Annotated in this window: 18 protein-coding genes; 7 read left to right on the forward strand and 11 right to left on the reverse strand. The window is 71.4% G+C overall.

Annotation, left to right across the window (positions count from 1 at the left end; genetic code table 11):
* Position 1: 1 nt before the first annotated feature.
* Positions 2-952, reverse strand: coding sequence for a LysR family transcriptional regulator (locus QRN19_RS01065; protein WP_285024681.1), 951 nt, complete (start codon positions 950-952; stop codon positions 2-4).
* A gap of 71 nt (positions 953-1,023) precedes the next feature.
* Between QRN19_RS01065 and QRN19_RS01070 the strand changes: the two genes are divergently transcribed.
* On the forward strand, positions 1,024-1,146 hold the full coding sequence (locus tag QRN19_RS01070; RefSeq protein ID WP_255376692.1) for a hypothetical protein: 123 nt from the start codon (positions 1,024-1,026) through the stop codon (positions 1,144-1,146).
* A 107-nt stretch (positions 1,147-1,253) separates the two neighbouring features.
* Here QRN19_RS01070 and QRN19_RS01075 read toward each other — a convergent pair whose 3' ends face one another.
* The 5 genes from QRN19_RS01075 to QRN19_RS01095 form a co-directional block, all read right to left on the reverse strand.
* Complete coding sequence (locus QRN19_RS01075) at positions 1,254-2,018, reverse strand: FadR/GntR family transcriptional regulator (protein WP_124768611.1); 765 nt, start codon at positions 2,016-2,018, stop codon at positions 1,254-1,256.
* A gap of 53 nt (positions 2,019-2,071) precedes the next feature.
* Complete coding sequence (locus QRN19_RS01080; protein WP_285024682.1) at positions 2,072-2,860, reverse strand: 3-oxoacyl-ACP reductase; 789 nt, start codon at positions 2,858-2,860, stop codon at positions 2,072-2,074.
* 128 nt (positions 2,861-2,988) lie between these two features.
* Complete coding sequence (locus tag QRN19_RS01085) at positions 2,989-4,353, reverse strand: aldehyde dehydrogenase family protein (RefSeq protein ID WP_285024683.1); 1,365 nt, start codon at positions 4,351-4,353, stop codon at positions 2,989-2,991.
* Positions 4,350-5,186 (reverse strand): gamma-glutamyl-gamma-aminobutyrate hydrolase family protein, encoded by an 837-nt coding sequence (locus tag QRN19_RS01090; RefSeq protein WP_285024685.1) that lies wholly within the window; start codon positions 5,184-5,186, stop codon positions 4,350-4,352. Before QRN19_RS01090 ends, QRN19_RS01085 begins: the two co-directional genes overlap by 4 nt.
* Positions 5,173-6,540, reverse strand: coding sequence for a glutamine synthetase family protein (locus tag QRN19_RS01095; protein ID WP_071262237.1), 1,368 nt, complete (start codon positions 6,538-6,540; stop codon positions 5,173-5,175). The genes QRN19_RS01090 and QRN19_RS01095 overlap by 14 nt, the downstream gene beginning before the upstream one ends.
* Positions 6,541-6,779: 239 nt before the next feature.
* Here QRN19_RS01095 and QRN19_RS01100 point away from each other — a divergent pair, with 239 nt between their 5' ends.
* From QRN19_RS01100 to QRN19_RS01110, 3 genes are all read left to right on the forward strand, one after another.
* Positions 6,780-8,336, forward strand: coding sequence for an amino acid permease (locus QRN19_RS01100; protein WP_285024687.1), 1,557 nt, complete (start codon positions 6,780-6,782; stop codon positions 8,334-8,336).
* A gap of 161 nt (positions 8,337-8,497) precedes the next feature.
* Positions 8,498-9,046, forward strand: a complete 549-nt coding sequence (pyrE, locus tag QRN19_RS01105; RefSeq protein ID WP_285024688.1) for an orotate phosphoribosyltransferase — start codon at positions 8,498-8,500, stop codon at positions 9,044-9,046.
* Positions 9,046-12,711 carry a hypothetical protein gene (locus QRN19_RS01110; protein ID WP_285024690.1) on the forward strand — a complete coding sequence of 1,222 codons (3,666 nt, stop codon included), beginning with the start codon at positions 9,046-9,048 and terminating at the stop codon, positions 12,709-12,711. Before pyrE ends, QRN19_RS01110 begins: the two co-directional genes overlap by 1 nt.
* A 24-nt stretch (positions 12,712-12,735) precedes the next feature.
* Here QRN19_RS01110 and QRN19_RS01115 read toward each other — a convergent pair whose 3' ends face one another.
* The gene (locus tag QRN19_RS01115; protein WP_285024692.1) at positions 12,736-13,776 is read right to left on the reverse strand and encodes a zinc-dependent alcohol dehydrogenase family protein; all 1,041 of its coding nucleotides are present in this window, start codon (positions 13,774-13,776) and stop codon (positions 12,736-12,738) included.
* Positions 13,777-13,837: 61 nt separating this feature from the next.
* Positions 13,838-14,635: an HAD-IIA family hydrolase gene (locus tag QRN19_RS01120; RefSeq protein WP_285024694.1), complete on the reverse strand. Its 798-nt coding sequence runs from the start codon at positions 14,633-14,635 to the stop codon at positions 13,838-13,840.
* Positions 14,636-14,805: 170 nt separating this feature from the next.
* Here QRN19_RS01120 and QRN19_RS01125 point away from each other — a divergent pair, with 170 nt between their 5' ends.
* Both QRN19_RS01125 and QRN19_RS01130 read left to right on the forward strand, forming a co-directional pair.
* The gene (locus QRN19_RS01125) at positions 14,806-15,411 is read left to right on the forward strand and encodes a TrmH family RNA methyltransferase (protein WP_285025251.1); all 606 of its coding nucleotides are present in this window, start codon (positions 14,806-14,808) and stop codon (positions 15,409-15,411) included.
* A 248-nt stretch (positions 15,412-15,659) separates the two neighbouring features.
* The gene (locus tag QRN19_RS01130; RefSeq protein WP_192018811.1) at positions 15,660-15,980 is read left to right on the forward strand and encodes a hypothetical protein; all 321 of its coding nucleotides are present in this window, start codon (positions 15,660-15,662) and stop codon (positions 15,978-15,980) included.
* A gap of 429 nt (positions 15,981-16,409) precedes the next feature.
* On the opposite strand, the gene QRN19_RS01135 is transcribed toward QRN19_RS01130, so the two are convergent.
* The 3 genes from QRN19_RS01135 to QRN19_RS01145 all read right to left on the reverse strand — a co-directional run bounded on the left by QRN19_RS01135 (position 16,410) and on the right by QRN19_RS01145 (position 19,699).
* The gene (locus tag QRN19_RS01135) at positions 16,410-18,287 is read right to left on the reverse strand and encodes a YhgE/Pip family protein (protein WP_285024695.1); all 1,878 of its coding nucleotides are present in this window, start codon (positions 18,285-18,287) and stop codon (positions 16,410-16,412) included.
* A gap of 70 nt (positions 18,288-18,357) precedes the next feature.
* On the reverse strand, positions 18,358-19,014 hold the full coding sequence (locus QRN19_RS01140) for an ATP-binding cassette domain-containing protein (protein ID WP_064295550.1): 657 nt from the start codon (positions 19,012-19,014) through the stop codon (positions 18,358-18,360).
* On the reverse strand, positions 19,004-19,699 hold the full coding sequence (locus tag QRN19_RS01145) for a TetR/AcrR family transcriptional regulator (RefSeq protein WP_285024696.1): 696 nt from the start codon (positions 19,697-19,699) through the stop codon (positions 19,004-19,006). Before QRN19_RS01145 ends, QRN19_RS01140 begins: the two co-directional genes overlap by 11 nt.
* A 125-nt stretch (positions 19,700-19,824) precedes the next feature.
* Here QRN19_RS01145 and QRN19_RS01150 point away from each other — a divergent pair, with 125 nt between their 5' ends.
* Positions 19,825-20,301, forward strand: a complete 477-nt coding sequence (locus QRN19_RS01150) for a DUF3151 domain-containing protein (RefSeq protein ID WP_064295552.1) — start codon at positions 19,825-19,827, stop codon at positions 20,299-20,301.
* The last annotated feature ends 15 nt before the right edge of the window (positions 20,302-20,316 follow it).

The following is a 20,316-nucleotide window of genomic DNA, read 5'->3' on the forward strand; positions in this document are numbered from 1 at the left end:
CTCACACCCAGCGGGGCGTGGTGAGTTCCTCGGGCTCCGGCGCCGTGTGCGAAGCGGCGACCGACTGCGCCTCCATGCGGATCGCGTCGAGGACCGTCCGCACCGCCAGGCGTTCGGCGCGGTCGGGGCGCGACAGGGCGACGATCCGACGCGTCGCGTCGAGCCCCGCGAGCGGACGGAGGACGATCCCGCGCTCCGGCCCGCTCGCCGTGTACCGGGGGAGGAGGCCGATGCCGAGGCCGGCCGCGACCATCGCCTCCGCGATCCGGTTGTCGCTGACCCGCTGCACCACTCGGAGTTCGCCGCCGGACTCCGCCTCGATGCTGCGGAGCAGGCGGTCGAGCGGGTAGCCGACCGGCACGCCGATCCAGGACTCGTCGGCGAGGTCCGCCGGGGTCAGGACGGTCTGGCCGCTCAGGCGATGCCCGACCGGCAGCACGACGTCGAGCGGCTCGGAGAGCAGCTGTGTGATGCGGAGACCGCGACGGACCCAGTTGCGCTCGCCGCTGATCGCCTGCGCGATGACGATGTCGAAGTCGGCCGCCAGGTCGGGGAAGTCCTCGAGGTCGGGATCCCGGTCGCTCACGACGACCCGGAGGCCGGGCACCGCTTCGAGCGTGCGGAGTACGGCGGGGATGACCATCTGCCCGAAGGTGGGGAAGGTCGCGACCGTGACGGTGCCGATCGGACGGTTGCGGTACTCGTCCCAGACGCTCGTCGCCCGCTCGATCGCGACGGCGACGTCTGTCGCGCTGGCCGCGAGTGCCCGGCCGGCGTCGGTGAGGACGAGCCCGCGGCCGCGCCGTTCGGTGAGCGGCAGGCCGGCCTCGCGCTCCAGGACCTTGAGTTGTTGGGAGACCGCGGACGGGGTGCGATGCGTGGCCTCGGCGACGGCGTGTACCGTGCCGCGCTCGGCGAGTTCGCGAAGCAGGTCGAGTCTGCGGACGTCCATGTAGTGATGCTACCGAGTGGCGTCAGTATTGTTCGCTTGTCCTTCACTCCCGACAGGCGTTTCATAGAACCATGACCATCTATCTCGGCATCATCGCCCTCCTCGCTGCGAGTGCAGCCGTCGGATCGGTCGTCGTCGTCAAGCGCGACGGCTACCGTGCCATCCCGGCCCGCACCTACCCGAAGTCCTTCTAAGACCTCGCACCCGCCGGCCCGACCGGCGCATCCGACCTCCTCGCGACTCGTCGCCGGGAGGTCGTTCCATGTCCGCGCCGCGACAGGCTCGGGGACCGGGGTGGGACTCAGGCGAGGAAGCCGCGCAGGAGCGCCTCGGAGCCGGCGACGTGCTCGGCCATCGCCTGCGCCGCCTCCTCGGGGTGACCGCGCAGGATCGCCTTGACGATGCGCTCGTGCTGCTCGTCGGAGTGCGCGATGTTCACGGCCAGCAGCGGGATGCCGTTCAGGAGTTCGTTGACGCGCATGCGCGACTCGGCGACGAGCGGTAGCAGGCTGGGTGCACCCACGAGCTCCGCGATGAGCAGGTGGAGGCGGGAGTCGTGGCGGCGGTAGTCGGCGGGCGCCGCGTCCCGGCAGTCTCCAAGCGCCTGCCACAGGCGTTCGCGGTCGGCGCCGGACAGCTTGCACTGCGCCGCTTCGCGCGCCGCACCGACCTCGAGGATGCTGCGGAGCGTGAGCGTGTCCTCGATCTCCGCCGCCGAGATCGTGACCCGGCCGACCTCGGGGGAGTCGGCCGCGTTGATCGCCTCATCGTCGGGCAGCTCGTCCATGACGAACGTCCCGCCGTAACGTCCTCGCCGCGAGGTCAGGTAACCGGCCTCGGTGAGGGCGGCGATCGCATCCCGCACGGTGTCGCGGCTGACACCCTGCATCGTCGCGAGTTCGCGCTCGGCCGGTAGACGGCCGCCCGGCTCGATGAGCCCGAGGCGGATGGACTGCAGGAGCCGCTGGACGGTCTCCTCGAACGCGTTCCCGGCGCGGCCCGGACGCAGGAGGAGCTCGGCGCTGAGCACCTCGGTCGCCTCGTCGCCCTTCCGCGTCTCACTCATCGGATCAGTCTATTTCGCCGAGGTTCCCGCCCCCGCCCGGGCATGACGTCAGCTCATTCCGGCGTCACGTAGGCGGAGGAGATGCCGCCGTCGACGAGGAACGTCGACCCGGTGATGAAGGAGGAGTCGTCGCTCGCGAGGAAGGCGACGGAGGCGGCCAACTCCTCGGGCTCCGCGAACCGACCGAGGGGGATGTGCACGAGTCGACGCTGCGCGCGCACCGGGTCCTTCGCGAAGAGCTCCTGCAGCAGCGGGGTGTTGACCGGACCCGGGCACAGCGCGTTGACGCGGATGCCCTGCCTCGCGAACTGCACGCCGAGCTCGCGGCTCATCGCGAGCACTCCGCCTTTGGACGCCGTGTACGAGATCTGCGAGGTGGCCGAACCGAGGACGGCGACGAACGACGCCGTGTTGATGATCGAGCCCTTCCCCTGCCGCACCATGTGGCGTATGGCGGCTCGAGAGCACAGGTAGACCGACTTGAGGTTCACATCCTGCACGCGCTCCCAGGCCGGGAGCTCGGTCGTCTCGATCGAGTCGTCGTCGGGTGGGGAGATGCCGGCGTTGTTGAAGGCGATGTCGACCGAGCCGTAGGTCTCGGCCGCCGTGTCGAACAGGTGGTCGACCTGCGTCTGGTCGGTCACGTCCACCTGGACGAAGAGCCCACCGACGAGCTCGGCCGCCGCCTGGCCGGTCGTCGGGTCGAGGTCGCCGATGACGACGGTCGCGCCCTCCGCGGCGAAGCGCTTCGCGGTGGCGAGGCCGATGCCGCTCGCGCCGCCGGTGATCACGGCGACCTTCCCGGCGAGCCGCTGGGTGAGGTCGATGGGGGTGATGGTCATGTGGTGCTCTTTCTCTCTGCCCCGCCCTTCGACAAGCTCAAGGACCGGGGTGGTACTCAGGGACCGGGGTGGTGCTCAGGGACCGGGGTGGTGCGGCCCTTCGACAGGCTCAGGGACCGGGGTGGTGCTCAGGGACCGGGGTCGACGGCGAGGAAGACGTTCTTCGTCTCGGTGAAGGCGAGCGGGGCGTCGGGACCGAGCTCACGCCCGAGACCCGACTGCTTGAACCCGCCGAAGGGGGTGGAGTAGCGGACGGAGGAGTGGGAGTTGACGGACAGGTTGCCCGACTCCACTGCTCGGGCGGCCCGCATCGCACGGCCGATGTCGCGGGTCCAGATCGAGCCGGAGAGGCCGTACTCCGTGTCGTTCGCAAGAGTGAGGGCGTCGGCCTCGTCCTCGAAGGGCAGGACGGCGACGACGGGACCGAAGATCTCCTCCCGGACGGTGCGGTCGTCGCGGCCGGGCGTCAGCACGGTCGGCGCGAACCAGTACCCCGGGCCGTCCGGGGCGCTCCCGGTGAAGGCGACCGGCGCACCCGCGGGCACGTACGAGCGCACGGCGGCCAGATGCGGAGCGGAGACGAGCGGCCCCATCTCGGTGGCCTCGTCGTTCGGATCGCCGACGACCACGCCCTGCACGGCCGGCTCCAACAGCTCCATGAACCGCTCGTAAACGCTTCGCTGCACGAGGATCCGGCTCCGGGCGCAGCAGTCCTGGCCCGCGTTCTCGAAGACGCCGTACGGGGCGGCGGCCGCCGCACGTTCGAGGTCGGCGTCCGCGAACACGATGTTGGCGCTTTTGCCGCCGAGTTCGAGGGTGACGCGCTTCACCTGCTCGGCCGCGCCGGCCATGATGCGTTTGCCGACGGCGGTCGACCCGGTGAAGACGACCTTCCGGACGGTCTCGTTCGTGACGAAGCGCTCGCCGACGACCGATCCGCGGCCCGGCAACACCTGGAACAGGCCCTCGGGAAGGCCGGACTCGAGGGCGAGTTCCCCGAGACGGATGCTCGTCAGCGGCGTCCACTCCGCGGGCTTCAGGACCACCGCGTTCCCCGCCGCGAGCGCCGGCGCGAACCCCCAGGCGGCGATCGTCATCGGGAAGTTCCACGGGGTGATGATGCCGACGACGCCGAGCGGTTCGTGGAAGGTCAGGTCGATACCGCCGGCGACGGGGATCTGCTGACCGAAGAGCCGTTCGGGTGACGCCGAGTAGTACTCGAGCACGTCGCGGACGTGACCGGCCTCCCACCGCGCCTGCGTGATGGGGTGGCCCGAGTTGACGACCTCGAGGCTCGCGAGGTGCTCGCGGTCGGCGTCGACCGATGCGGCGAAGCGGCGGAGCGCCTGGGCGCGGTCGGCGGGGCTGACGGCCGCCCAGGACCGCTGGGCGACGGCGGCGCGGGCGATGGCGGCGTCCGTCTCGGCGAGGTCGAGGTGCTCGACCGTCGTGACGACGTGTTCGTTCGCCGGATTGAGGATCGTGTAACTCACGGTGCGGTGCTCCTGCTCTCGGTGCCGGGTGTGGTGCTGGTGTTGATTCCTGTTGTGGTCCCGGCGTCGCGGTGTCGACGCGCGGCGTCCACGAGCCCGGCGAAGAGACGCCGGTCGGCGGTCTCCTCCTCGGGGTGCCACTGCACGGCGAGACCGAAGGGGACCGTCGGCAGCTCCACCGCCTCGATGACGCCCTCCTCAGTGCGGGCGGTGACGACGAGTCCGTCGGCGACGCGGTCGATCGACTGGTGGTGGTAGACGTGCACGTCGAGCTCGTCGTCGTCCTGCCGGAGCAGCGCGGCCAGTCGCGAGTCGGCGTCGATCGCCACGGTCTTCGGCCCGAAGACGCCCTCGCCGGGCTGGAAGGAGTCGTCGCCGACGAGGTCGGGGAGGTGCTGGACGAGCGTCCCGCCGAGCGCGACGTTCAGCAGTTGCGCGCCACGGCAGATGCCGAGGAACGGCAGCTCGGCGTCGATCGCCGCCGTGAGCAGCGCCTCCTCCCAGGCGTCCCGGTCGGTCCGTGGCCGACCCGTGCGCGGATGGGCGGCCTGACCGTACAGGCCGGGGTCGACGTCGGCACCACCCGAGACGATGAGACCGTCGAGCCGCGCCAGCACGGACGCGGCCACGGCACGGGTGACCGGCTGGGGTGGAAGGAGGACCGCGATTCCGCCCGCATCCGTCACGGCGTCGAGGTACACCTTCGGGAGGAAGGACGCCGGGACGTCCCACACACCGGTCTGGGCCTGCTCGAGGTAGGTCGTGATGCCGATGAGCGGAGCGCTCGAGACGGGCGGGTCGGTCGCTGGGGCGTTCGGGTCAGAGGCGTTCAAAGCCGCGCACCCGCTCCCAGTCCGTCACCGCGGCGTCGAAGGCGGCCAGTTCCACCTTCGCGAAGTTCAGGTAGTGGTCGACGACCTCGTCGCCGAAGGCCTCGCGGGCGATCGTCGACTGGGAGAAGAGCTCGGCCGCCTCCCGGAGCGAGGTCGGGACGCGGGGCGCGCCGCCCGTGTACGCGTTGCCGCTGGTCGGGTCCTCGAGTTCCAGTTCGTTCTCGATGCCGTGCAGTCCGGCGGCGATGAGCGCGGCGACGGCGAGGTACTGGTTGACGTCGCCACCCGGCACCCGGTTCTCGACGCGCATGCCGAGCCCCCGGCCGACGACCCGGAGCGAGCACGTGCGGTTGTCGTGTCCCCACGCGACGGCCGTCGGGGCGAAGCTGCCGTCGACGTAGCGCTTGTAGGAGTTGATGTTCGGGGCGAAGAACATCGTCAGCTCGCGCATCGCGGCGAGCTGCCCGGCCAGGAAGTGCCGGAAGAGCTTCGACATGCCGTCGGGCGCGTCGGGGTCCGCGAACACGGCCGAACCGTCCTCGCCGCGGAGACTGATGTGGATGTGGCAGCTGTTGCCCTCGCGCTCGTCGAACTTCGCCATGAACGTGAGGCTCTTGCCATGGGCGTCGGCGATCTCCTTCGCCCCGTTCTTGTAGATCGAGTGGTTGTCGCAGGTGACGAGGGCGTGGTCGTAGCGGAACGCGATCTCCTGCTGCCCGAGGTTGCACTCGCCCTTGACGCCCTCGCAGTACATGCCGGCGCCGTCCATGGCGTTGCGGATGTCGCGCAGCAACGGCTCCATGCGGGTCGAGGCGAGGATCGCGTAGTCGATGTTGTAGTCGGTGGCGGGGGTCAGTTTCGTGTAGTCCTTCGCCCAGGCCTCCCGGAAGGTGTCGTCGAAGACGAGGAACTCGAGCTCCGTGCCGACGAACGGGACGAGGCCGCGTTCGGCGAGCCGTTCGAGCTGGGCGATGAGGATCTGGCGGGGTGAGGCGACCACCGGGGCGTCGTCGAGCCACTGGAGGTCGGCGGTGACGAGGGCCGTGCCCGGCAGCCAGGGCGCGCGGCGGAGGGTGGAGAAGTCGGGGATCATCGCCATGTCGCCGTAGCCGCGTTCCCAACTCGACATCGCGTAGCCGTCGACCGTGTTCATCTCGACGTCGACCGCGAGCAGGTAGTTGCAGCACTCCGCCCCGTGCTCGGCGACGTCCTCGACGAAGAGGCGGGCCGAGACGCGCTTGCCGACGAGTCGGCCCTGCATGTCGGTGAACGCGAGGATCACGGTGTCGATCTCGCGCGCGGCGACGGCCGTCGTGAGCTCCTCGAGCGTCAGGTTTCCTGAGCGTGGGTGCATGGCAGCTCCTCGTTGATCCGGGGGACCCGTCGTCGGCGTTCTGCCTCGATGGAGAACTGAAAGGTCGCGAACTCGACCATTACATCACAGCACCTCCAGTGGATCGAGGCATTCGTGAGACGGATTTCCTCACAAAGGTATGTACACGCGACCATTGCAGGTCCTAGAGTCGGGCCAACCGAATCTGAGGACGTTGTGCGAGCCCGACGAGCGCGCAACCCGAGCGACAGGACGCATCGATGGCTGACGACACGCGCAAGATCTCCGGGGTGACCTACACCGCGGCCGGCGAGGGGTACTTCGAGAAACGCAGCCTGAAGCGGTCCGCCGGGGTGTGGGGCCTCTGGGGCCTCGCCGTCGCGGCGGTCATCTCCGGCGACTTCTCCGGCTGGAACTTCGGTATCGACTTCGCCGGGTTCGGCGGCATGCTCATCGCCTTCGTCATCCTCGTCGCGATGTACTACGGCATGATCTTCTCGATCGGGGAGATGGCCGCGGCGATGCCGCACACCGGTGGGGCCTACTCCTTCGCGAGAGCGGCGATGGGACCGCTCGGTGGGTTCGTGACCGGCCTCGCGGAGACCATCGAGTACGTCGCGACCACGGCCGTGATCGTGTACTTCTCAGCCTCCTACGCCGACGCCATCACGAGCGAGCTGCTCGGGTTCTCCATGCCGTCGCCCGTGTGGTGGGCGATCCTGTACGTCGCGTTCATCGCGCTCAACTCCGCCGGGGCCAGCATCTCCTTCCGCTTCGCCATCGTCGTCTCGATCATCTCCATCGGCATCCTGCTCGTCTTCTCCGCGATGGCGATCTTCTCCGGCCAGTTCGCCTGGGCCAACCTGTTCGACATCGCCCCGGACGCGGGCCAGACCGAGTTCCTGCCGCACGGTGTCCTCCCGATCCTGTTCGCCCTGCCTTTTGCGATGTGGTTCTTCCTCGGCATCGAGGAGCTGCCGCTCGCTGCGGAGGAGTCCCACAACCCGGTGCGCGACATCCCGAAGGCCGGGTTCTGGGCTCGTGGCACGCTCATCGTGACCGGCCTCCTCGTCCTCTTCCTCAACACGGGCGTCATCGGTGCGGAGGCGACCGGAACGGCCGGCGAGCCCCTGCTCGACGGCTTCCGAGCCATCGTCGGTGACGGTGCCGCGGCGGTCCTCGCCCTCTTCGCCCTCATCGGGCTCCTCGCCTCGCTGCAGGGCATCATGTTCGCCTACGGTCGCAACATGTACTCGCTGTCCCGCGCCGGGTACTACCCGCGGTTCCTCTCCCTCACCGGCAAGCGGCAGACGCCGTGGGTGGCCCTCGTGGCCGGGGCGATCATCGGGTTCATCGCGTTGCTCATCGTCGACGCGGCCGGCGGATCAGGCGGCGTCGCCGGGGCGATCGTGCTGAACATCGCGGTCTGGGGTGCGGTGCTCGCGTACCTCATGCAGATGATCGCGTTCCTGCTGCTGCGGAAGAAGTTCCCGAACGCCAAGCGGCCCTACCGCAGCCCGTGGGGGGTGCCGGGTGCGGTCATCGCTGCAGTCATCGCCGCGCTCATCTTCATCGGCTTCCTGCTCAACCCGACGTTCCTCCCCGCGATCATCGCGATCGTCGTCGTGTACGTCGTGATGCTGGTCGCCTTCGCCGTCTGGGGCCGCCACCGGCTCGTCATGTCACCGGAGGAGGAGTACGCCGTCTCCGGCGGCCTGCACGGCGACCCGGAGACCGAGGGCTACGGCGGCGCGACCGAGGCGGAGCTGCTCGCAGCCGACCGTCCCGAGGATCCCGGCTCCGGCACCGCGCGTTGACCCCCGGACGCAGCCGCCCCGACGCAGGACGTGGCGGTGTGGCGTCCCCGAGCCCCGGCGAGTCGTGCCCGACACGCCGGGGCTCTCCTGCGTCGGGGATGCGGAACGCCCCCATCCGGGCGACTGCGGCGATGGGGGTCACAGCTTGTAGACTCGTCGACGTGACGGACGCACGAGCTCAGCTCATTGACCACATCTCGGCGGAAGCCGTGTTCCACGGTGACTTCACCCTGACGAGCGGCAAGAAAGCGACGTACTACGTCGACCTCCGCAAGGTGAGCCTCGACCACCGCGTCGCGCCCCTCATCGGGCAGGTCATGATCGACCTCATCGCCGACGTCCCCGACGTCTTCGCGGTCGGTGGCCTCACGATGGGTGCCGACCCGGTGGCCGCCGCGATCCTGCACCAGGGTGCCGCGCGCGGACTCTCCTACGACGCGTTCGTCGTCCGCAAGGAGCCGAAGGACCACGGCCGCGGCAAGCAGGTCGAGGGCCCCGACCTCCAGGGCAAGCGCGTGATCGTGCTCGAGGACACCTCGACCACCGGTGGGTCACCGCTCAAGGCTGCCGAGGCGCTCGAGAAGGTCGGGGCCGAGGTGGTCGCCGTCGCCGTCGTCGTCGACCGCGCGACCGGCGCCCGCGAAATCATCGAGGCCGCGGGCTACCAGTACCTGGCCGCGATTGGCCTGGAAGACCTGGGACTCGTCTGATGTCCGGCGACGGAACCGGACGCGGCGGGGCCGGGCTGCCGGACGAACCCGCGGATGGAACCGACTGGCTGCTCTCGCAGCTCGATGCGGACGACACCGAGGCGATCGAGACGCAGCCCGACGCCGACGCGGGCGACGAGCAGCCGTCGGCAGCCGTCGCTCCGGTGCCCGCTGACGACGACGACCGGACGCGCGTCCTCCCGGTCATCGGCGACGCCGCTGCTTCGCCGGTGCCTGAGCCGGTCCCGGCCGAGCCGCAGTGGTCCGCGCCCGCCGTGCCGGATGCGCCGGCGGCTCCGATGCCCGCGACTCCGACGGCCGCTGAGTCGACGGCCGCTGAGTCGACGCCGACTGCGGTCGAGTCGCTGCCCGCTCCCGTCGAGCAGACGCCCGCTGCAGCCGAGCCCACCCCGGCCACCGCCCCCGGTGAGTTCGCGAGCGAGACCGAACTCCTCGCCTGGTGGCAGAGCCAGGTGCCGAACACGGCCGACGACACGACACCGGCCCCCGCACCATCGACGCCGGATGTCCCCAGCGCGGAGCCCGCCGCCCCCGCCACGCCTGCGGCCTCGGCCGACCCGGTACCCGAGGAGGCTCCCGTCCGGTCGGAGGGTCTCCGGCACCCGAACGCCCTCGAGCTCCCGGTCGTCCCGCCGACTCCCGCCCCGGCGTCGCCGGTGCCGCCGGCCCGCAACGAGCTGACGGTCGACACCGACTCCGTCCTCCAGCACGCGCCCGCCGGCACCTTCCGGCCCGCGCCCACGAACCCGGTCGTGCTGCCCCCGGTCGACGACGAGCCCTGGAGCCTCGGCAGCGACGACGCCGACGTCGCACCAGCAGCCCCGGAGGACGTCTCGACGGCCGTCCTGCCCACGGCCCGAGCACTCGCAGCCGACGACCCGGCGGCCTGGGCCGAGGTCGAAGCGGAGGAGACCGGCGCGACGACCGCCACCTCGACGCCCGTCGGCGGCACGCCCGCCGCACCGCTGCCACCCACCGCCCCGCCGGTGGCGCCGACGCCCACTTCGGCGGACCACGAGGTGCCCTCCGCCTCCCCGACGCCCGACACCGAGGTGCAGGACGACGATCTCCCGGACGGCTCCTGGAGCCTATCCGAGACGTTCGGCGACGACGTCCTCGGCGGCGAGACCGTCGTGGTCCGCGACACGACGATCGATGCTTCGGCGCCCGCCGACACCGGACTCGACGAAGCCCCGGACGAAGGAGTAGCTGCCGACGACGCCTGGACCGCCGAGTCGGCGGCTGCCGAGGCCTCCGCACCGCGCACGGATCCGCTGGCCTGGTTGACGGAACCGTTCGGTGCGACGTTCGGCGCCGCGCCGGCGGCACCGGAGGAGCAGACGGCCGAAGAACCGCTGGCGGAGCCGGTCGACGAGTCGCCCCAGCAGCTCGACTCCGCGGACGAGTCCGTCATCGCCACCGTCACCGACGAGGCGACGCCTCCGTCCCTGAGCGAGCCGGTCCAGCCGACCGCCGACTCGGAGCCCGAGCCCGAGCCCGCGTCCGACGGCATCGTCGCCTCCGAGCCGATCACCCCCGCGGCACCGTTCCGCTGGGACACGGTCGCGGCGGCGTCGCCCGTGAGTGCAGCGGAGCCGACCTCGCCAGCCGACGTCCCGTGGCCCGAGACGGTCCCCGACGTCGACGCCGAGCCGCTCGATGAGACGCGGCCGTTCGACAGCCTCGGCGGTCCGGGATTCTCGGCCCTGGCGGGTGCCGCAGCCGCAGCAGCAGCCGTTCACCCGGCGCCGACACCCGTCCCCGTCGCCGATGCCGAGCCCGGCCGTGACGATGCGCCGGTCGACGACGACGCGACGGACACCGCCGACGTCCCTCCGGCCTTCGGCCCGCCGACCCCGAAGGCCGAGCGTTCCATCACGGAGCTCATCTCCCTCGACGGCGTGCAACCCGAGCCCACGGTCAGCCCCTTCGGCACCGCGCCATTCGTGTGGGACCTCGCGCCGAACGACGCCCTCGACCCGCTCGTGCATGCGGCTCCCACGACCCAGCCCATCCCGGTCCCGCCGGTGGAGTGGGAGGGCGCCGAGTCGTCAGCCGTGAGTGCGGAGTCGCCCTCGGAGCTCGCACTCGAGGGCGAGGTGCCCGATGCCGCGTTCATCGCTGGCGACGTCCAGCCCTTCGCTCCGGGCCTCGCCGCCGTCACGCTCGGCCGTCCGCTCGTCGACGGACCCGGTGACGAGTTCGCCAGCTGGACCGACGACGCGACGGAGACCGACAGCTCCGCGACGGACGACGCACCGATCGTCCCCGCCGCGAACGACACGGTCGACCTCTTCCCGACGCTGTCGCTCGGTGGGTTCGACGCAGCCGTCGCGGCCGGTGGCCTCGCCGCCGCAGGAGCCGCGACCGCTGCCGGTGCCGCTTCCGGACTCGGCTCGGGCGAGGACACCGCCGACACCGACGACACGGAGACCTCGGCCGACCTCGACGGCGGCGCTGCGCCCGCGACGGCACCGACCCCCGTCACCGAGACTCCTGCTCCCGAGAGCCCGGCATTCGCGGTCGACCCGGAGGAGCTCGACGACGAGTTCGACGAGGAGATCGTCGAGTTCGACGCCGTCCCACTCGCCGCGGCGGGCGTCACATCGCTTCCGTCGTTCGTGCCGGACGGGGCCGTCGCCGACGGTGCGACCGATCCCTCCGCGGATGCCGCTGCATCGGATGGCCCACTCGCTCCCGGCTCGATCGACCCTGAGCCGGTCGGCGAGCCCGAGCCGGTCAGCGAGGAGCTGCGGCTCGAGTCGCTGTTCGATCTCGGACCCGAGACGGATGCGGTCGAGGTCGCCTCGACCGATGACGCCGCGACCGACGGTGCGTCGGCTGCCACACCGCCCGCCGACACCGAGCAGGCCGACGACACGGCCGCGGACGCCGCTGCCGAGCCGTCCGACCAGCCAGACGCCGCCGCGGCAGGGGCGGGCTCGGCACGGTCGCTCGCCGACGCTTTCGCCGCCGAGGGCGGCTGGTCGCTCCAGGCGGACGCCGTCGCCGACCCCGATCTCCCGCTCGCCCCCATCCCGGGCCTCGTCGCCGCCGATGGCACCGATGTCGACGGCAGGGACCCCGACGGCGACACCGGCGGGTCACGACGAAACGGGGCCCACGTGGCCGGAGAGGACGGCGGCGCTCCGCACACCGCCCCGGTGGCCGAGACCGACGCCGCTTCGAACACCGCACCCACGCCCCTGACGCCCGCCTCGGTGTCCGTCTTCGGCGCACACGCCGCCGCCGTCCCCTCGCAGGGACCGGTCGCGGACGTGCCGCAGACGGCCCCGGCCGCGCTCCCCGGCGAGACGGTCGCGTTCCCGGAACTCGACGGCGCGAGCGCGCTCACGACCCCGGCCGCGGCTGCGGGCATCGTCGGAGCCACCTTGCCCCCACAGGCCACGCAGTCCGCTCCCGAGCGCGACCTCCCCGAATACCGCGGAGAGCACGCGGATCAGGGCATCCCGAAAGCGCTGATCTGGGCGGTCGTCGGCCTGGGTGCCGCGGTCCTGCTCCTGCTCGCGTTCTACTTCGGGACGCTCGTCGGTGCCGCGAACGCGGCCGGTGCGGCTGCAGACGCCACGATGCCGAGCGTGTCCGCAGGGTGGTCGACGGCCGGAGCTCCGGACACCGTCTGACGACGCACCTGACGCCGTCGCGGGTCAGGCGACGTCGATGACGGTCACGCCCGTCGAGCGGTCGCCGGACGCCAGGGCGACGAGTGCTGCCGGTGCCTCGTCGAGGCCGATGCGGTGTTCGATGAGGTCCTGCGGGCGCAGCGCACCGCTCGCGACGAGGTCGAGCAGCTCCGCGTAATCGGACGCCGGCATGCCGTGGCTGCCGTGGAGCGACAGCTCCTGCGAGATGATGCGCGGCAGCGGCAGGGTCGGCTCGCCCGAGAACAGCCCGATCTGCACCTGACGGCCCATGGGCGCCAGCGCCAGAAGGCTGAGGCGCATCGTGGACTCCCGCCCGAGGGCTTCGACCGACACCTGCACGCCCGCCGGTGCGGCGTCGACGATGCGCGCGAGGACGGCTGCCTCATCCAGCCCGCTCGAGTCGATCGTGTGCGTGACGCCGATCGACGCCGCACGCGCCAGGGCCGAGGCGTCGATGTCGACGGCGATGACCTCGGCACCGAGCGCGACGCCGATCATGGCCGCGCTCAGCCCCACGCCGCCGCAGCCGACGACGAGCAGGCGCTCACCGCTGCGGAGTCCGGCGCGGTGGACGAGCCCACGGAAGGCCGTCGCGAACCGGCAGCCGAGCAGGGCGGCCGCGCCGGCGTCGAGGGACTCGGGCACCGGGATGAGGTTGACGTCGGCGTCGTGCAGGGCGACGAGCTCCGCGTAGGAGCCCCAGTGGGTGAAGCCCGGCTGCGTCTGGTTCGGGCAGACCTGCCCGTTCCCGGCGAGGCACTGGGCACAGCGTCCGCACGCGCACACGAAGGGCACCGTCACCCGGTCGCCCACACGGAACCGCTCCACGGCGGGGCCGACGGCGTGGATGCGTCCGACGAGTTCGTGGCCGGGCACGTGGGGGAGGGCGATGCCGTCGTCGTGCCCGAGCCACCCGTGCGCATCGCTCCGGCAGAGACCAGTGGTCTCCACACGCACCACGACTCCGGCGTCGGACGGCACCGGATCCGGCACGTCGCGGACCTCGGGCTCGGCGGTGAACTGGTCGTAGACGACGGCGCGCATGGAAGTCCTCGGTGCGTGGCTGGGTGGGGGTGGATCGGGTGTGCTGGTGGTGGCGGGGGGCCTAGATCTCGACCTCGACGGGCTCCGTCTTCACGAGGTCGATCACGCCGCTCAGGATCTCGTTCGGACGGAACGGGTAGCGGTTGATCTCGGCCTCGTCGCTGATGCCCGTGAGCACGAGGATCGTGTGGAGACCCGCCTCGATGCCCGCGACGATGTCGGTGTCCATGCGGTCGCCGATCATGCCGGTGTTCTCCGAGTGCGCGCCGATCTTGTTGAGCGCCGACCGGAACATCATCGGGTTCGGCTTGCCGACGACGTAGGACTCCATGCCGGTCGCCTTCGTGATGAGGGCGGCGATGGCACCGGTGGCCGGGAGCGGGCCGTCCTTGCTCGGTCCGGTCGCGTCCGGGTTGGTCACGATGAAGCGGGCGCCGCCGGCGATGAGTCGGATCGCCTTGGTGATGGCCTCGAACGAGTAGTTGCGGGTCTCGCCGACGACCACGTAGTCGGGGTTCGTCTCCGTCATGGTGAAGCCGGCCTCGTGGATGGCCGTGGTGATGCCGGCCTCCCCGATGACGAACGCCGAGCCGCCCGGCTCCTGCTCGGCCAGGAAGGCGGCCGTCGCGAGTGCGGAGGTCCAGATGAACTCCTCGGGTACGTCCAGGCCGGAGGCACGCAGTCGGGCGCTCAGGTCGCGCGGGGTGAAGATCGAGTTGTTGGTGAGCACCAGGAAGGGCGTCCGCTGGTCCTGCCACTGCTGCAGGAGCGCGGCGGCACCCGGGAGGGCGTGGTTCTCATGGACGAGCACGCCGTCCATGTCGGTGAGCCAGCATTCGACCTCGTCGCGTCGTGACATGCGTTCCTCCAGGTGCTCCGTGCGGGCTGCGCGAGCGCTGCGCCGCGGGGGTGGCGCGGCGTCGGGCCCGGACCTCCAGTGTGGCACGGCGCGGGTAGGGTTGGCTGGTGCCAGAGACCCCGCTCCACCCGGACGACCCGGTCGCCGGTCCCGATCAGGCCGAGAGCCCGATGGCCGGCGTCGGTCCGTGGCAAGGGGAGTGGCCGGACGACCCCTGGTACGACCCCGCGCTGCTGCGCGACGGCGACACCCGCAACGTCGTCGACCGCTACCGGTACTGGTCGATGGAGGCCATCGTCGCCGACATCGACGACCACCGCCATCCGTTCCACGTCGCCATCGAGAACTGGCAGCACGACATGAACATCGGGTCGATCGTGCGCACCGCCAACGCGTTCGCCGCGGACACCGTCCACATCGTCGGACGCCGTCGATGGAACAAGCGCGGAGCCATGGTGACCGACCGCTACCAGCACGTCGAGCACCATGCGGACGTCGCGGCGCTCGTCGCCTGGGCGTCGGCGACCGAGCTGCCCATCATCGCGATCGACAACGTGCCGGGCTCGGTCCCGATCGAGACGTTCCGGCTGCCCGAGCGGTGCCTCCTCCTCTTCGGACAGGAGGGGCCGGGGCTCTCGCCGGAGGCGCTCGCCGCAGCCGATGCGGTGCTCGAGATCACCCAGTTCGGGTCGACGAGATCGATCAACGCCTCCGCGGCGGCAGCCGTCGCGATGCACGCCTGGGTGATGCAGCACGTCTCCTTCGACGCCTCCTGATCGGGGTTGGCCCCCGTCCGCGGGTGGTTTCCAACGGCAGCGCTGCGCCTACCTCAGGAACACCTCAAGATTCCCTCAATTGACCCCGCGGTCCCCCAAAGTGCCGACACCGCCCGGCATACTGTCTAGCGGAGCAACACTCCACCGCTGAACCCGAATCCCTCCGGCACCCGAAGCCACCGAGGGCCACCGCACGGACCCGAATCCGTGCGGTGCGAATCGGCGGTCACCCGAAGGATGAATCGAAGATGACGCACCGTTCTGCCCTGGGAGCCTCGCCCGAACGAGGAACCCACCCGTCCAAGGTCCGTGGCATCGCCGCGCTCGCCGTCCCCGCAGCCCTCGCGGTCGCCCTCATCGTCGGCGTCGCCGCGCCGGCTCAGGCCGACGCCCGGGTCGACGAGGCGTCGAGCTCGATCAGTGCGACGCAGACCGGCTCGAGCGAGCTCATCGCTCCGGCCGGCGCGTTGTTCGCCTCGCTCCTCATCTGGGGGGCCGGAGCCGCGTTCGCGACTCGTCGTCGGATGCTCGCCGAACAGCGCGAGGAGGCGTCGCTGCTCTCCAGCTGATCAGCGCGCTGTACCCGCAGCTGGTCGCCGTGGCCCGAACCACGTCGCTCAGCTGCTCCAGACGGAACGCGCCAGTTCCGTCGCACCGGTGGCCGCCGGGAGTCCCCCCACTCCCGGCGGCCTCCGGTGTTTCCGGGGTGCGGCGGTCGGCCTCCACTGCCGGCGCCCACGCCCCCTTCGGACGGTTCGACGCGGTTTCGGAGAATCTGCCGTGTTCCGCGTCATGATCGCGCCTCCGGTCGATCACTCAAGGGAGTGCAACGCTGTCGGGCGGACCCGAACCCGGATCGACGCGGCGCTCAGACGCCGACGTCGAACGATGCCCGACCCGAATGGGCGTCGCACGCAGCAGGCGGACCACACGCGCCGGAGCGTCGTCCGACCCGAGGACGACGCTCCTGCGCGGGCGCCTGCGCGCTCGACCGGTGCCTAGCCGATGAGGCTCGGCCGGAGGTCGCGGAGCGTCCGTGCGTGCGTCATCCGCGTCACGCCGATCGCCGAGAGGCTCAGCGCGATCGCCAGCCAGGCGAGCAGGACCCCGGCGTCCTGCAGTGCGGCGTCCATCCGTCCGCCGTACATCAACTGGCGCATGCCGTCGACGGCGTAGGACATCGGGAGCACGTGATGCAGGGCCGCGAGCGGCGCCGGGAGTGTCTGCCACGGGAACGTCCCGCCGGCGGTGACGAGCTGGGCGACCATGAGCACGAGGCCGAGGAACTGCCCAACGCTGCCGAACCACACGTTGAGCGTCAGGATGATCGCCGCGAAGGTGAGGGAAGCGAGCGCCATCATCCCGTAGGTCGCGAGCGGGTTGTGGACCTCGAAGTGCAGGGCGCCGGCGAGGATCCCGAACAGCGCGACCATCTGGATCGTCCCGAGGAGGCCCGGCGTGAGCCAACCGGCGACGGTCACCTTGATGGGGCTGTGGAGCGCGGTGATGGCGCGCCGCGAGACCGGCTTGACGATGAGGAAGAGCGCGTAGATGCCGATCCAGGCGGCGAGGCTGACGAAGAACGGGGCGAGTCCTGCGCCGTAGGTGCCCGCGCTCGTCACGGAGGAGTTGGTCAGCTTGACCGGATCGGCGATCGTCTTGGCCTGGAGTTCGCGGGAGTCCGCCGTGGTCGCGGGGATGGCGTCCGCGCCGGACTGCAGACCGTCGCGGAGGGTGACGATGCCGTCACGGAGGGTGCCGAGGCCCGTCTGCAGGCTCGTGAGTCCGGTCTGCAGCGATGCGGCACCGTCGGCGGCCTGCTGCGTCCCCGAGGCGAGCGCGGGCATGGCGTCACTCAGCGTCCGGGCACCTCCCGCGACCTGCTGGGCGCCGCTGTTCAACTGGTCGACCTGCGACACGACGGTCTGGACGCGTTCGTTCGCCGTCGTCGCGTCGGCGGCCACCGGATCGAGCAGCGCCAGCACCTGGGCGATCTGCTCGGGGGTGAAGCCGTTCGCCGCGAGGGTCTGCGAGATCTGCGCGCGGGCCGTGGGGATCGAGTCGACGAGCCGCTGGGCGGCTGCTCCGACCTCGTCGCCCTTGCCGGCGAGGGTCGACGTCCCGGACGCCACCTGCTCGGCACCCGAGGCCAGCTGGTCGGTCTGGGCGGGCAGGCTGGCCGTCCCCGAGGCGATCTGCGCGGTGCCGGACGCGAGGGTCGCCGCGCCGGCCTGGGCGGTCCCGGCGCCGTCGAAGGCCTGCTGTGCGCCGTCGGCCAACTGCGTCGCGCCCGAGGTTGCGTCGACGAGCTTCGTCTTGATCGTGTCGAGCGCGATGAGGAACCGGCCGGCTGCCTGGCGGTTCACCGTCTGCACGATGGTCGCCTTGATCTGCTTGACGGCCTGCTCGCCGATCGTCGTCGCCAGGTAGCTGTTGGCGTCGTTCGTCGTGAGCTGGACCGTCGCCTGCTGCGGGGCGTCGCCCGACGCGGAGGTGAGGGAGGTCGAGAAGTCGGCGGGGATCGTGACGCTGAAGTCGAAGGTCCCGTCGTTCACGCCCCGTGCGGCGTCGGCCGCGCTGACCTCGTGCCAGGCGAACGAGCCGTCCTCGATGAGCTGGTCGGCGATGTCGTCGCCGTAGTTCTCCGTCCCGCCGGTCGCGTCGCCGGTCGTGTCGTCGGTCGCCGGCGCACCGGTGTCCTCGACGACGAGCGCCACGGGCACCTGGTCGAGCTTGGCGTACGGGTCCTGGTTCGCCCAGAGGTACAGGCCACCGTAGAGCAGCGGGACGCACATGAGGGCGACGAGGGCGAGCCGGGACATGGGCGTGGCCCACAGACGGGACAGTTCGGCGCGGATCATCGCGAAGATCTTCACAGGAGGTCCTTCTGGGGACGGGTGGTGCGGGATGAGGGGAGGGCTGGACGGTCGTGGTGCACGGTGTGCGTCACGACCAGTCCTGCTGGAAGAGGGGGACGAGTTCGTCCGTGGCGTTCTCGGACACCGGGGCGTCGGCGGTGGCGTTGATGGCGGTCGCCGAGGCGTCGCCGGCGATCACGAGGACGCCGTACCCGCGGGCGGCGAGCTTGCGGGCGAGGTTCCACCACTCGAGCGGGTCGCCGCCGTGGCGGTCGGGGGAGACGAGGACGAGCGCGGTGACGTCCTCCCGGAGGACCGCGAGCTCGGTGAGGAGCCGCACGCGGTCGGTCGGCGCGACGGTCGAGATCGGCTGCTTCGCGAGGTGCGCGAGGTCGAGCGACTCGAGGAACCGCGCGACGGCGAAGGGGTGGCTCGCCCGGCCGGCGAACATGAGCTCCTCGGCGACGACGCCGGAGACCGCGACGCCGCTGGCCGGTTCGGAGACGTCGGGGGCGTCGATCAGGGCGATCACGCGGCGCATCGTCTTGCGGTCGGTCGCTCCGTCGACGAGGACGGTCCCGGTGTCGGGCTTCATCCGGCCGGAGGCGATGAGGCCGAGGACGGTCGGCCGCTGCTCGGTCTCTGCGCGAGCGAAGGTCGCCTCGCCCGTCCGGAAGGAGAGGGAGGTCGGCTCGAGGACGATGCCGCCCTTGCCCTTGGAGACGCCGTCGAGTTCAACGCGCATGGGAGGACTCCTCGTTCGTACCGGTGCGGGTGGTGTGGCGGCGGGTGTCTGCGTGTTCGGTGTCGGCGCGGTCGGCGACCGCCGTGGCGTCCTGCCACGACAGACCGACCGCCCCGAGGGTCGCGAGCATGACGAGGCGGCGGCCGGCGCTCGTCGAGAGGCCGGATCGGGTCGCCTCTTCGAGCACCCCGACGGCCGTGCTCTCGACGAGTCGGGCGAGCACGCCGGCGTCGATGTCGGGGCGGATGGAACCGTCCGCGACACCGGCCTCGACGGTGCGGAGGAGGAGGGTCCGAACGGGTTCGAGGGCTGCTGCCGTGACGGTGCGCAGCGGCCCGCGGACGGCGAGCGGCGCCATGATGCGGACGTGGTCCACCTGGGCCCAGAGGACGTCGCCGATGAGCGCGATGGTGGTGAGCGGGTCGTCGCCGCGGACGGCGGTGATCGACGAGGCGACGCGCTCGGCCCCCGCCACGACGACGGCGTTCACGAGCTCGTCGCGTGTGGCGAAGTGTCCGTACACCGAACGGCGGGTGAGGCCGGCGGCCGCCGCGATGGTCTCGAGGCTGGCGTCGGGGTCGCTGCGGAGCGCCAAGCGGGCGGCTTCGAGCAGCGCGACGCGGTTCTCGGCGGCGTCGCGACGAGGGGCGCGCGACCCGCTCGCAGGCGCTTGGGTGGTGGTCATGACAGCGATCGTACTATCTTGCACAGCGGTGTGCAATATCGACGTCGACGGATGCGGCGAGCTCTCAGCGAGGGCTGCCAGCTTCCTCCCACGCCAGGCCCCGGGAACGGAGCTATGGTTGAACGATGACCGGTGAGAATCTGATGGCAACCCCTCCGACACTGCTGCCGGACGACAGCGCCACCGATGCCGAGTTCCACGCGGCCGTCGGTTCGATCGAAGCGCTGGCGGACCTCCTCGCGGCCCATCCTCGCTCCTCGCTCGGCTGGGCACTCCTCGCCGACGCGGTCCACGACCCCCAGTCGCCGATCCCCGGCTACGCGGCCGCACGGGTCGGGTACCACCGCGGCCTGGACTCGCTCCGTGCCGCCGGCTGGCGCGGTCAGGGCCCGATCCCGTGGTCGCACGCGCCGAACCGCGGGGTGCTGCGCTCGCTCTACGCGCTCCGCCGCTCCGCGAAGGCGATCGGCGAGACCGAAGAGGTCGAGCGTCTCGACACCTTCCTGCGTGAGGCCGACCCCACGGCGTCCGAGGAGATCGAGTACCTCGTCGCGGCGGCGGCCCCGCCGACCTCCGCGATCGTCATCCTCGGCTCCGACTAGCCCTTCGACAGGCTC

Source organism: Plantibacter sp. ME-Dv--P-122b, assembly GCF_030209375.1.
In the GTDB taxonomy this organism is placed as follows: domain Bacteria; phylum Actinomycetota; class Actinomycetes; order Actinomycetales; family Microbacteriaceae; genus Plantibacter.